Raw genomic sequence first — 13,417 nt, 5'->3', positions numbered from 1 at the left:
TTAAATTTCGGGGGTGAATGATTTGGCAAAAGTCAGAATATATGAATTAGCGAAAGAGTTAGAAGTGTCAAGTAAGGAATTAATTAATGTACTATTTGAAGAGTTTAGTATAAAGGCCAAAAATCATATGAGTGTGATTGAGGAAGAGGATGCTGAATTAATTAAGGAACTTTATAATGATGAAAATTCAGGACTTAAGGATAATAAAAACGAAACAGTAGAACACTATGAAAACCTAGCTAATGAAGATGCTAATAAGGTTATAATTAGAAAAAGAGGCAGAAAAGGTAGAGATGAAAATAATGGCAACAATAACGTTGAAGCAATAGATGATGAAGTTGTAGTAATTGATAGTACGATTACTGTTAAAGACTTAGCTGATACATTAAAGAGACCTTATGTTGAAGTTATAAAACAACTCATTTTTATAGGCGTTATGGCTGGAATGAACCAAGAAATTGATTTTGCTACAGCAGAAAAAGTTATAGAAAAATATGGTGCACTTGCAGTTCTCAAAGATGCAGAAAAAGGAAAAATTACGGACGAAGAAGATATTGAGGAATTCGAAGGTGAAGCAGACGCAGATAAAAAACCAGCTGTAGTAACTGTTATGGGTCATGTTGATCATGGCAAGACATCACTACTTGATTGCATTAGAAAATCTAAAGTTACAGAATCAGAAGCAGGCGGAATAACTCAACATATAGGAGCATATACTGTTAATATTAAGGGCGAAAAGATTACATTTTTGGATACACCAGGTCATGAAGCATTTACTGCTATGAGAGCAAGAGGTGCGCAAATAACTGATATAGTTATACTTGTTGTAGCTGCTGATGATGGTATTATGCCACAAACTGAAGAAGCTATAAATCATTGTAAAGCTGCTAAAGTACCAATAATAGTTGCTATTAACAAGATAGATAGACCGGGAGCTAATCCAGATAAAGTTAAGCAAGAATTAACAGAATTTGGCCTTGTAGCAGAAGATTGGGGTGGAGATACTATATGTGTTCCAGTATCAGCTCATACTAAAGAAGGCATAGATACTTTACTAGAAATGGTAGTAATTACAGCAGAAATGTTAGAACTTAAAGCAAATGCTAAGAGAAAAGCAAAAGGAACTGTAATAGAAGGTAAACTTGATAAAGGTCGTGGCCCACTTGCTACGTTACTTGTACAAAATGGTACTCTTAAAACAGGAGATTCTATAATAGTTGGTTCAACTTATGGTAGAATAAGAGCAATGTTTGATGATAAGGGTAATAAAATTAAATCAGCAGGACCTTCTATACCAGTAGAAATACTTGGATTATCTGATGTGCCAGCAGCTGGAGATAGATTTAATGTTGTTAAAGACGAGAAAACTGCAAGAAACATGGCTGAAACTAGAAAAGCTAATTTAAGAGAAGAACATTTTCAAGCTAGTAATAGAGTTTCAATGGAAAACTTATATAGTCAAATACAAGAGGGATCTGTTAAAGAACTTGGCGTAATTGTTAAAGCTGATGTTCAAGGATCAGTCGAGGCAGTAAGACAATCACTTGAAAAATTATCTACTGATAATGTTAAAGTAAGAGTTATCCATTCTGGAGTAGGAGCTATTACTGAAACAGATGTCGTACTTGCAGCTGCATCAAATGCAATAATTATAGGGTTTAATGTAAGACCTGACAATAATGCTGCAGCAATAGGTGAAAAAGAAGGCGTAGAAATTAAAACCTACAGAATAATTTATGATGCTCTTGATGACATAAAAGCTGCAATGCTTGGATTGCTTGATCCTGTATATAAAGAAGTTATTTTAGGTAGAGTTGAGATAAGACAAATATATAAAGTTTCTAATGTTGGAACAATAGCAGGATCTTATGTACTTACTGGTAAGATTACTAGAAATAGTAGTGTACGAGTACTTAGAAATGGTATAGTTATAACTGAATCAACATTAGCTTCGTTAAAGAGATTTAAGGATGATGCTAAAGAAGTTGCTGCTGGATATGAATGCGGATTAAGTGTAGAAAAATTCAATGATATTAAAGAAGGCGACATTATTGAAGCATTTATAATGGAAGAAGTTAAACCAAAATTAGTATAAGTATAAGGAGTAGTGGGTTGTATGGTTAGTTATAGAAATGGTAGAATAAATGAAGAAATAAAAAAAGATGTAAGCAATACAATTCAAAACAAGATAAAGGATCCAAGGTTAAGTGCTATGGTAAGTGTTACAAAGGTAGACACAACAAAAGACCTAAGTTATACAAAAATCTATGTTAGTATATTCGGTAATGAAATTACTAAGAAAGAAACAATTCAAGCACTTAAAAGTTCAACCGGACTTATTAGAAAAGAACTTGGTGCTCATGTTAAACTAAGACATGTTCCTCAGGTTATCATAGAGGTAGATGAAACTATAGAACGTGCTATACATCTAGAAACTATTTTTCATCAAATAAAAGATAAAGAAAAAAATGAACATGATGAAGATATAGATAATATAAATGAAGAAGATGCTTCAGAAGAAAATAACGATGAAGACTAACAATATTGTTGAAAAAGGATGTGTATATAATTTCAAAAGAAATTATTCCACAAACTTTTTCTTTTTTGCCATGCTAGAACGAAATTACTGATAATAGAAATTATAGAAAAAGAGTTGATAAAATGAATGGTATAATAAATGTATTTAAACCTACAGGAATTACTTCTTTTGATGTAGTTCGCACAATAAGAAAAATTAGCAATGTAAAAAAAGTAGGCCACGCTGGTACTCTAGATCCTGAGGCTAGCGGGGTTTTGCCTGTTTGTATTGGAAAGGCAACAAAGGCTATTGATTATATAATGGGTGATTTTAAAATCTATGAGGTTGAGTTAAAACTAGGAGTAACTACAGATACGTACGATAGAGAAGGTAAGATTTTAAGTGAAAGTGAAGTACCCTCAAGTGATGAGGAAATTACTAGAGCTATTAATTCATTTATTGGAGAAATAAAACAAATACCGCCTATGTACTCAGCGCTAAAGGTTAATGGAAAAAAACTTTATGAATTAGCAAGGGCTGGCATAGAAATAGAAAGGCAAGCAAGGCCTATAACGATTTATGAAATAGATATTACAAGTTTAGAGTCTCCTTACATAAAATTTACAGTTAAGTGCTCTAAGGGTACATATATTAGAAGTTTATGTTATGATATCGGTGAACTTTTAAAATGCGGTGGAATGATGTGGAATCTTCAAAGAACTGCTACAGGTCAATTCCATATTGAAGATGCAATAAATATAGACGAAATAAACAAAGAAAATATTAACAAACATATTATGCCTATAGAAAAAATATTTCAAAATAATACTAAAATTACTATAGACGATAGGTTTATAAAGTTTTTATTAAATGGCGTTGTAGTAAAAGATAAAGCATTAGCCAAGCGATTTGAGGAAGACACTATGTATAGTATATATAATAATGAAAATGATTTTATTGGAATAGCTGATAAAAGTAATGATGGTGTTAGGTTAATAAAATCATTTATATAGGAGCATATGAGAATGTTATTAATAAAAGATAATTTTAAAACAAAACTTCAATATCCAACGTATATTGCTTTAGGAAGTTTTGATGGCCTTCATTTAGGTCATACGTCTCTGATAAATAAAACTATAGAACTCGCAAAAGAGAATAATGCTAAAAGCATGATTTGTACCTTTGAAAACCACCCGTTATCGGTTATCAACAAAGAAATATGTCCAAAGTTAATAATGGATAATGAAACCAAAGTAAACTTATTAGAAGAAATTGGTATCGATATAGTTAATTTAGTTAACTTTGATAAGGAGTTTATGAATATAACCCCGGAAGAGTTCATAAAAAATATGGTGAACTTGTATAATGCAAAAGGAATAATTGTTGGTTTTAATTACAGATTTGGATATAAAAATTTAGGCGATGTAGAAATGATTAAATCATATAGTGGTATATTAGGATATAAACTATATGTTTGTGAAGCAATTACTATTAACAATGAAGTTGTTAGTAGTTCTATAATCCGTCATCTCATAGATGAGGGTAGTATCATAAAAGCCAATGAACTTTTAGGGAGGCCGCACACTGTTATTGGTAAGGTAATAAAGGGAAAACAACTTGGTAGAACTATTGGATTTCCAACTGTCAATTTAAATTACGATAAGAAATTTATTCTTCCTAAGGGGGGGGTATACTATACTATTGTTGAACATGAAAATACCTTTTATAAAGCCATAACTAATATAGGATACAATCCAACTGTAGAAGGTGGTAAACTATCAGTAGAAACGTTTATTTTAAATTTTAATAAACAAATCTATGGAGAAACAATTAAAATCCACTTTATAAACAGAATAAGGGATGAAGTTAAATTCAAGACTATAGATGAATTAAAGATACAACTTCTAAAGGATAAGGACTATGCAATAAACCAAAAATAGAAAAATAAGTGTTAAGATGTAAAAATCAATTTACAATTTAATGTTAGTTTGTTATAATTGATATGAACCTTATGCTAAGTTCACCGAATCACCAACGGTGTACTTGGAATATGGGGATTATTTTCGGAGGTGTTGTAAAATGGAAAAGGTTACAAAACAAGAAATTATGGCAAAACACGCAAGACATGAAGGAGATACAGGTTCTCCAGAAGTGCAAATAGCACTACTTACTGCAAGAATTCAAGAGTTAAATGAACATTTGAAAATTCATAAAAAAGATCACCATTCTAGAAGAGGTCTATTAATGATGGTTGGACAAAGAAAAGGAATGTTAGGTTACTTAAAGAATCAAGATATTGAGAGATATCGTGCAATTCTTGCAGCACTTGGACTAAGAAAGTAATTCAGAGCGGCTTTGCCGCTCTGTTATTTTAGGTTATGAAAAGAATATACACAATTATAATAATAGTACAAATTTAGGGGAGGCAAATATATGATTCATAATATGGAAACTACTGTAGCTGGCAGAACTCTTAAAATTGAATATGGTAAGGTTGGAATGTTATCAGACTGCGCTATATTCATGAGTTATGGAGAAACAGTAGTTTTAGTTAATGCAAATGCTTCAGAAAAACCAAGAGACGGTATTGATTTCTTTCCACTTAGTGTAGAATATGAAGAAAAACTTTATGCCGTTGGCAAAATCCCAGGTGGTTTTATTAAAAGAGAAGCAAGGCCATCTGAAAGAGCAATTTTAACTGCAAGAGGTATTGATAGGCCTTTAAGACCATTATTCCCTAAAGGTTATAGGAATGATGTTCAAATTGTTTGTACTGTACTATCAGTTGAACAAGATAATTCACCCGAAATACTTGCCATGAACGCAGCTTCACTTGCATTATGTATATCAAGTATACCTTTTACAGATGCTGTTGCAACAGTTTCAGTTGGTCTTATTGATGATAAATTCATATTAAGTCCTACGCAGAGCGAGAGAAACGAAAGTTCTATGAAACTTACTGTTTGTGCAACAAAAGACAACGTAACAATGATAGAAGCTAATGGAGATGAAATAGCTGAAGATGTAATGATAGCAGCAATCGACTTTGCATTTGAGGCATGTAAAAAATTAGTAGCTTTCCAAGAAGAAGCAGTAGCTAAATTTGGAAAGAAAAAAAATATTCCTGTATTTGAAAAAATAGATGAAACCCTTCAAAATGAAGTTAAAAATTTCTCGTTTGATATGGTAAAAACAGCAATGTACATAACTGACAAAGATGAGAGAAATTTAATGGTTGATCAAATAAAACAAAAAATTAGTGCTGAATTTAGTGAAAAATATCCTGATAAAAAATCTGATATAGGTGAGATTTTTTACAATATTCAAAAACAAATAGTTAGAAATATGATGCTAAATGAAGATAGAAGACCAGATGGAAGAGCTTTTGATGAAGTTAGACCAATAAGTTGTGAAGTAGGAATACTTCCAAGAACTCACGGAACAGGTCTCTTTACAAGAGGACTTACTCAAGTACTTGGAGTTGCAACACTTGGAGCATTAAAAGAAGCTCAGATGCTAGATGGAATAGGCGATGAAGACACTAAAAGATATATGCATCATTATAATTTCCCAGCTTATAGCGTAGGAGAAACTAAACCAATGCGTGGACCTGGAAGACGAGAAATTGGTCATGGTGCACTAGCAGAAAAGGCAGTAGAACCACTTTTGCCATCTGTAGAAGATTTTCCATATGCAATTCGTGTGGTATCAGAAGTATTAAGTTCTAATGGTTCAACATCCCAAGCCAGTGTTAGTGCAAGTGTTTTAGCATTATTAGATGCCGGTGTTCCAATTAAGAGACCTGCAGCAGGTATTGCAATGGGACTAATAACAAATGATGATTTATCTAAAGAAAAAGTAATAACTGATATTCAAGGTATAGAAGATTTCTTTGGTGATATGGACTTTAAAGTAGCTGGAACTGTTAAAGGTATTACAGCTATACAAGTTGACACAAAACTTCATGGATTATCTAATTACTGTATTAAAACAGCAATTATAGATGCTAAAAAAGCTAGACTTCATATAATAGGAAAAATGAATGAATGTATACCAGCACCAAGAAGTGAAATGTCAGCTTATGCTCCTAGAATGTACGTGTTAAATGTAGCACCTGACAAGATTCGCGACGTAATAGGTAAAGGTGGATCAACTATAAAGAAAATTATAGCAGAAACTGGTGTTAAAATAGATACAAGTGATGATGGAAAAATTGTTATTATGTCAAGTGACGGCGTTAGTGCAAATAAAGCTGTGAAAATCATTGAAGAGCTAACTAAATCCGTTAAAGTAGGAGAAATATATTTAGGAAAAGTAAAAAAAATTGCTGCTTTTGGAGCTTTTGTTGAAATACTACCTAATAAAGAAGGACTTGTGCATATATCTAAACTTGATTTTGTTAGGGTTAATAAAGTAGAAGATATTGTTGCAGTTGGTGATGAAATATTAGTTAAAGTAATGGAAATAGATAACCAAGGACGAGTTAATCTTTCAAGAAGAGACGCGATTAAAGATAGTGAGAATGAAAAAAAAGAGGATGAGTAATAATAGAAGGGCTTAGATGCCTTTTTATTTTTTTTAATAATATTACGTTAATATGCACATAATAAATATAAAACCTCATTAAGGAGATCGCATATGTATAATTTATTCAAGTTAGATAACGGGTTAAGAGTTGTAGTTGAAAATATAGAATATGTAAATTCTGTAAGTGTAGGCTTATGGGTTGAGAATGGGTCAAGAAATGAAAATATAACTAACAGTGGAATATCACATTTCATTGAACATATGCTTTTTAAAGGAACGGATGCAAGATCGGCAAAACAAATTGCGGAAGATATAGAAGACGTAGGTGGTCAAATAAATGCATTTACAGGTAGGGAAGCTACGTGTTTTTATATAAAAGCATTAGATACACATTTAGAATTATCATTAGATATTTTGTCAGATATGCTTTTTAATAGTAATTTCTTAGAAGAAGATATTGAAAAAGAAAAAGGTGTAATTGTTGAAGAAATAAATATGAGTGAAGATTCCCCAGAAGATGTTTTATCCGATTTACACACAAAAGCAATTTGGGATACAGATTCTATATCGTTACCTATTTTAGGAACAATGGAGACTGTAAAATCTTTTAGTAGAAAAACTATTCTAGATTATATAGATTCATACTATATACCAGAGAATTCAGTTATATCTATTTCTGGTAAATTTGATATGGAAAACATAGAAACCCTTGTGGAAAAATATTTTGGTAAATGGCTTTGCACAGATAAAAAGATAACAGAGTATAGCAGCCCAGAAATATTAAGTAAACATTATTTTAGAAAAAAAGATATTGAACAACTTCATGTAAGCCTAGGAATTGCTGGTATAGAACTTGATAATGATGATACATATACATTAATTTTATTAAGTAATATACTAGGTGGGGGAGCATCCTCACTATTATTTCAAAAAATACGTGAAGAGCTAGGCTTGTGTTATTCAATTTATTGTTATATATCTGCGTTTAAAAATACTGGGATTGTAAATATTTACGCAGGGCTAAGTCCAATTAATGCGAAAGTTGCTATAGATGCAATAAAGCAAGAAGTTAGTAATTTTGCTGAACATGGAATTGATGAAGTAAGATTAAGTAAAGCTAAAGAACAGTTAAAGGGTAGCTACATCCTAGGGCTTGAAAGCACAAGCAGTAGAATGTTTAGTAATGGTAGATCTGTAATGTTTTTGAATAAAATCAATACACCAGAAGACGTATTACGAAAGATAGATGAAATAGATATGGCAAGAGTATACTCTGTAATGGAAAAGACATTTAAAAAAGGTATAATAAATTCGGCGTATGTAGGAAAAGAAAAAGGAATGCTTAAAGAGGTTTTTAAAGGTAATATTATTTCTTTAGATAAATAAATATATTTATAAAATATAAAAATAATGCATAAATCCTTAATATCTTTCATATCATTTTATGAGAATTATTTTATGAATGTTATTAAGGGGATGAATGCATGGAAGATAATATAAAGTTATATAGTGAAATGGAAAGATATGAAATTATCAATATTAATGATGGTGATAAATATAGCAATTTAGGTAGTAATGATGTGGTTATTGATGAAAATGGACTTCTAAAATTTTTAATTATAAATGGAGGTAGTTCAAAATTTAGTTTCTTTCGCAATAATGATGTCATTGAGGTGCCTTGGGATTATGTAAAAAAAATTGGATCTAGGACTATAATAATTGATGTTGATAATGAATTTTTAAAAAAATCTCATATCTAATTTTGGAGGATAGAAATGAAGATATTAGTTCAAAAATTTGGAGGTACATCTGTTTCTACCGAGGAAAAAAGAAGGCTTGTAGCATGTAAAGTGTTAAATGCAAAAGCTCAAGGATATTATCCAGTAGTTGTTGTATCTGCAATGGGAAGAAAAGGTGAACCTTATGCTACAGACACGCTTTTGTCATTGGTTGATGACAACTTAAAAGTTACGAATCCATTAGCAGTAGATCTTTTAATGAGTTGTGGTGAAACTATAAGTTGTGTAATAATGTGTAATGAATTAAATAAAAATAAAATTGATGCAGTGCCTTTAACAGGAGGACAAGCAGGCATAATTACTGATGGTAATTATACAAATGCCGCAATACTTAATGTTGACTCGAAGAGGATATTGGATATTTTAGAAAAAGGGAAAACTCCTGTAGTAGCAGGATTTCAAGGCATGGATGATAAAGGCTATGTCACGACTATTGGGAGAGGTGGGAGCGATGTTACGGCTGCAATGCTAGGGGCAGCTCTTAACGCCTTAGAGACTCAAATATACACTGATGTAGATGGGATTATGACGGCTGATCCTAGAATAGTTTCTGATGCAACTTTAATAAAACAAATAAGTTATGATGAAATATTTCAATTTGCAGATCAAGGGGCCAAAGTTATTCACCCAAGAGCAGTTGAGATATCTAAAAAATATAATATACCAATGGTAATAAAAAATACTATGAACGATTGTGATGGAACGATAATAAGCAATATGGACAGTGAATCCTTAGAAAATATAATTACAGGTATTACACATATGAACAATAGAGTACAAATAAAAATAAATAAAAGCTCAGGTTATAGTTACGATGACCTTTTTGATATTTTAGCTCAAAATCTTATAAGCATAGATTTAATAAATGTTTTTCCTAAGGAAAAAATATTTACTATTGACGAAAAAGACTTTATAAAATTCGCTCATTTAATAAAAGAACTTAATATGTCATATTCTTTTATGAAGAATTGTAGTAAACTCTCAATTATAGGTTCGAAAATGAGAGGAATACCTGGTGTTATGGCTAGAATACTTAAAGCATTAACTAGGGAAAATATCGAAATACTTCAAACGGCAGATTCCCATATGACTATATGGTGCCTTGTAGAAACAGGATATGTTGAAAAAGCAATTAATGCTTTGCATAAGGAATTTAAATTAGGATAAAAAATGTATATAGTTTCTCTTAATGCACAAAATAAAATGGATTAGGAGGAATGCAAATGTTAAAAACTGAAACAAACAAAAGTGATTCCAATGAACAGCTGGAAAATGTTAAGGAACTAGGGATAACTAATGTTCCAACTCAGGATGATAAAATTCAAGTTTTAACTATTATAGGTCAAATAGAGGGACACATAATGTTATCTCCACAAACTAAAGCTACTAAATATGAACATGTTATTCCAGAACTTATTGCTATGGAGAGAGATGAAAAAGTAGAAGGTATTCTTATAGTTCTAAATACAGTAGGAGGGGACGTAGAGGCGGGTCTTGCTATAGCTGAGATGATAAGAAGCGTAAGTAAACCTACTGTATCACTAGTGGTGGGAGGCGGCCATTCAATAGGTATACCACTAGCAACGGCGGCTAAGTACTCATTCATTTCTCCATCAGCAACCATGATAATTCATCCAATAAGAATGAATGGTTTAATAATTGGGGTGCCTCAAACTTTTGAGTATTTCAACAAGATGCAAGAAAGAATAACTGAGTTTATCATTAGAACTTCTAAAATTGATAAGGAAACTGTAAACAAGCTAATGATTCAAACTAATGAGCTTTTAAATGATATGGGGACTATACTAATTGGGAAACAAGCAGTTGATAATGGTTTAATAGATGCAGTTGGTGGCATTAGTGAAGCATTAGCAAAATTAAATGAGATGATAGATAAAGGATAAAGATGGATATAAATAGGTCGATATGGCCTATTTATATCTATTTTTATTGGGTTATATTACTCAAATTATAATGGAGTTAAAACTGTTCCTATTGAATTAATTTAAAAATCATTTATAATTATAAAGACAGTTAAAGGAGATTTCTAAATTTTGTAGAAATAATAAGAATAGGACTAATAAGGATGGAGGTGATACTTTGGCTAGGAAAAAAACTAAATCTAAAGTTGCGAGCAGTGTAAATGCTAATAGTGAAATTATTGGAATTATATTAATTACAATAGGAATATTAATTTTATTAAGTATATTCTCAACTATATTTTCAAGTTCAGGATCTGCAACTGGAATGATTGGCAATTTTATTAACAATATACTTTTTGCAATACTAGGAGTTGGTGCATATCTTTCACCGTTTCTTATAATATTTATTGGTGTTTGCTACATTAGTAAGAAAGGTAAGATAAATTTTAGTAAGAAATTTTACGGAATAGTACTTTGTTTAATTAATACATTGTTATTTATACAAATGATAACTTTAGATAAGTATTATGATAAAGGAAATTTTTTGCTGGGAATAAATAAAATATACAATTCAAAAAGTGTTATACATGGTGGTATTATTAGTTATTCAATTGATGTGACTATGAAGACATTATTTGGTGTTGTTGGAAGCTGCATAATTTTTATTGCGATTTATGTGATATGTTTAATTATAATATTAAATATATCATTACAAGACACTTTCTTTAACCTAAAGAATAAATTTATGTCAAGTAAAGCTAATAAGGAAAATGCAAGTAAAGAGTTATATATTGAAAACAATGACAAGCAAGAAGAATTAGCAGTTTCTAGTGATGAGAAAAATAAATTCATCAAAAATATAAGCAATAAGATTAAGATAATCGATTTTGTAAAATCAAATGAAATTGCGTCTGATGATAACGTCGCTAATAAAGATGAAACTACTAATAATAGTAAAACAAGTAATACGCGAAGATCAAAAGAAGGTCACGTTGATAATTCTATTAAACAAGAGTTAGAGAAAGAAATTCAATTAAATAATTCAAGCACAAATCAAAATTATAAATATGAATATCCAACCATAGATTTATTAAATGAAAATACTACATCTGTTATGAATAAAAATGATAAAAAAGAATTGCTTAATAGTGCAAACAAGTTACAAGAGACGTTAAGTAGTTTCGGGGTTGAAGCTAAGGTTATTCAAGTTACAAAAGGACCATCAGTGACTAGATTTGAGCTTCAACCAAATGCTGGTGTTAAGGTGAGTAAAATTGTTCATTTAGCAGATGATATTGCACTCAATCTAGCTTCATCTGGAGTAAGGATTGAAGCACCAATACCAGGTAAGGCAGCAGTGGGTATAGAGGTTCCAAACAAAGAACTAAGCGCTGTATACTTAAGAGAAGTTATAGTGTCCAATGAGTTTACAGCAACTAACAAAAATTTATCTTTTAGTCTCGGTAAAGACATAGGAGGTAATTGCGTTGTATCGGATTTAACAAAAATGCCGCATTTATTAGTAGCAGGGGCAACAGGTTCAGGTAAAAGTGTTTGTATAAATTCATTGATAATAAGTTTACTTTATAAATACTCACCTGAGGATGTTAAATTATTACTAATTGATCCAAAAGTTGTTGAATTAAATATATATAATGGAATACCTCATCTATTAATACCAGTTGTGACAGACCCCAAAAAATCGGCAGGTGCTTTAAATTGGGCTGTAAATGAAATGACAAGAAGATATAAAAGTTTTGCAGAAAATAATGTTAGAAGTATTGAAGGATATAATGAACTTGCAAGTAAAGGGATTGTTGAAAGTAAATTACCTTGGATTGTTATTATAATTGATGAGTTAGCTGACCTAATGACGGTTTGTGCAAATGATGTAGAAGAATACATTGGAAGACTAGCACAGATGGCAAGAGCGGCGGGGATGCATTTAGTAATAGCGACTCAGAGACCATCAGTTGATGTTATTACAGGCGTTATAAAGGCCAATATACCTTCAAGAATATCTTTTGCAGTTTCAAGTCAGATAGATTCAAGAACAATTTTGGACTCATCTGGTGCAGAAAAATTACTTGGTAAAGGAGATATGCTTTTTTATCCAGTGGGAGAGCCTAAACCAATTAGGATACAAGGAGCTTTTGTATCAGAAGAAGAAGTTGAGCGAGTTGTTAATTTTATAAAGGATCAAATTGCAGAGGTAAGCTATGAAAAAGAGATTATAGATGAAATAGAAAGTAGTACAAGTAATAAGGATGATGATAATGATATTGATGAATTATTAAATGAAGCAATTAGAATAGTAGTAGAAAATGGTCAAGCCTCCACTTCTTTATTGCAACGTAAGCTTAAAATAGGTTATAATAGAGCAGCAAGAATTATAGAACAAATGGAGGAACGTAGAATTATTTCAGGTAGAAATGGAAGTAAACCTAGAGAAATATTATTAAGTGTTAGTGAGTTAAAGGAGTAATAAAATAAAATACCAAAGAAAAATTGTAAATATACTTGTTTAATTTGTTAATCACATTTACAATAATTTATGTGTACTAATTTAGGAAGATAATAATTATTAGTTATTGTTTTTGTTTTGATTAAAGTAATGAGAATAATAGTTGGTAAATATGATTTTCTTAGGT

The 13,417-nt window shown here is 30.9% G+C and carries 10 protein-coding genes and 1 pseudogene; all 11 read left to right on the top strand.

The window, feature by feature from the left end:
- Positions 1-22 precede the first annotated feature (22 nt).
- Positions 23-2,095, top strand: coding sequence for a translation initiation factor IF-2 (gene infB, locus ACREVX_RS15910; RefSeq protein WP_431545198.1), 2,073 nt, complete (start codon positions 23-25; stop codon positions 2,093-2,095).
- A gap of 21 nt (positions 2,096-2,116) precedes the next feature.
- Positions 2,117-2,476, top strand: a pseudogene (gene rbfA / locus ACREVX_RS15905) (30S ribosome-binding factor RbfA); the annotation flags it as partial.
- Positions 2,477-2,661: 185 nt separating this feature from the next.
- Positions 2,662-3,531 (top strand): tRNA pseudouridine(55) synthase TruB, encoded by an 870-nt coding sequence (gene truB / locus ACREVX_RS15900; protein ID WP_431545197.1) that lies wholly within the window; start codon positions 2,662-2,664, stop codon positions 3,529-3,531.
- Positions 3,532-3,543: 12 nt separating this feature from the next.
- The gene (locus ACREVX_RS15895) at positions 3,544-4,458 is read left to right on the top strand and encodes a bifunctional riboflavin kinase/FAD synthetase (protein ID WP_431545196.1); all 915 of its coding nucleotides are present in this window, start codon (positions 3,544-3,546) and stop codon (positions 4,456-4,458) included.
- A 139-nt stretch (positions 4,459-4,597) separates the two neighbouring features.
- Positions 4,598-4,861 (top strand): 30S ribosomal protein S15, encoded by a 264-nt coding sequence (rpsO, locus tag ACREVX_RS15890; RefSeq protein ID WP_431545195.1) that lies wholly within the window; start codon positions 4,598-4,600, stop codon positions 4,859-4,861.
- 90 nt (positions 4,862-4,951) lie between these two features.
- Positions 4,952-7,063, top strand: a complete 2,112-nt coding sequence (locus ACREVX_RS15885) for a polyribonucleotide nucleotidyltransferase (protein ID WP_431545194.1) — start codon at positions 4,952-4,954, stop codon at positions 7,061-7,063.
- A 93-nt stretch (positions 7,064-7,156) separates the two neighbouring features.
- A complete protein-coding gene (locus tag ACREVX_RS15880; RefSeq protein ID WP_431545193.1) occupies positions 7,157-8,431 on the top strand; it encodes a M16 family metallopeptidase in 1,275 nt (424 codons plus the stop codon).
- A 98-nt stretch (positions 8,432-8,529) separates the two neighbouring features.
- The gene (locus ACREVX_RS15875) at positions 8,530-8,805 is read left to right on the top strand and encodes a YlmC/YmxH family sporulation protein (RefSeq protein ID WP_431545192.1); all 276 of its coding nucleotides are present in this window, start codon (positions 8,530-8,532) and stop codon (positions 8,803-8,805) included.
- Positions 8,806-8,820: 15 nt separating this feature from the next.
- Positions 8,821-10,011: an aspartate kinase gene (gene dapG, locus ACREVX_RS15870; RefSeq protein WP_431545191.1), complete on the top strand. Its 1,191-nt coding sequence runs from the start codon at positions 8,821-8,823 to the stop codon at positions 10,009-10,011.
- Between the two features lie 56 nt (positions 10,012-10,067).
- Positions 10,068-10,748, top strand: a complete 681-nt coding sequence (locus ACREVX_RS15865; protein ID WP_431545190.1) for a ClpP family protease — start codon at positions 10,068-10,070, stop codon at positions 10,746-10,748.
- A 196-nt stretch (positions 10,749-10,944) separates the two neighbouring features.
- Positions 10,945-13,251: a DNA translocase FtsK 4TM domain-containing protein gene (locus ACREVX_RS15860; protein ID WP_431545189.1), complete on the top strand. Its 2,307-nt coding sequence runs from the start codon at positions 10,945-10,947 to the stop codon at positions 13,249-13,251.
- Positions 13,252-13,417 lie beyond the last annotated feature (166 nt).

The sequence above is a fragment of the Clostridium sp. genome (genome assembly GCF_050717545.1).
In the GTDB taxonomy this organism is placed as follows: domain Bacteria; phylum Bacillota; class Clostridia; order Clostridiales; family Clostridiaceae; genus Clostridium_AD.
Note: the sequence above shows the minus strand (reverse complement) of the source record. Positions and strands in the feature narration are given on the sequence as shown.

Coding starts and splice junctions, on each gene's coding strand:
- truB (WP_431545197.1), top strand. CDS start 2,662: ATGAATGGTATAATAAATGTATTTAAACCTACAGGAATTACTTCTTTT.
- ACREVX_RS15895 (WP_431545196.1), top strand. CDS start 3,544: ATGTTATTAATAAAAGATAATTTTAAAACAAAACTTCAATATCCAACG.
- rpsO (WP_431545195.1), top strand. CDS start 4,598: ATGGAAAAGGTTACAAAACAAGAAATTATGGCAAAACACGCAAGACAT.
- ACREVX_RS15885 (WP_431545194.1), top strand. CDS start 4,952: ATGATTCATAATATGGAAACTACTGTAGCTGGCAGAACTCTTAAAATT.
- ACREVX_RS15880 (WP_431545193.1), top strand. CDS start 7,157: ATGTATAATTTATTCAAGTTAGATAACGGGTTAAGAGTTGTAGTTGAA.
- ACREVX_RS15875 (WP_431545192.1), top strand. CDS start 8,530: ATGGAAGATAATATAAAGTTATATAGTGAAATGGAAAGATATGAAATT.
- dapG (WP_431545191.1), top strand. CDS start 8,821: ATGAAGATATTAGTTCAAAAATTTGGAGGTACATCTGTTTCTACCGAG.
- ACREVX_RS15865 (WP_431545190.1), top strand. CDS start 10,068: ATGTTAAAAACTGAAACAAACAAAAGTGATTCCAATGAACAGCTGGAA.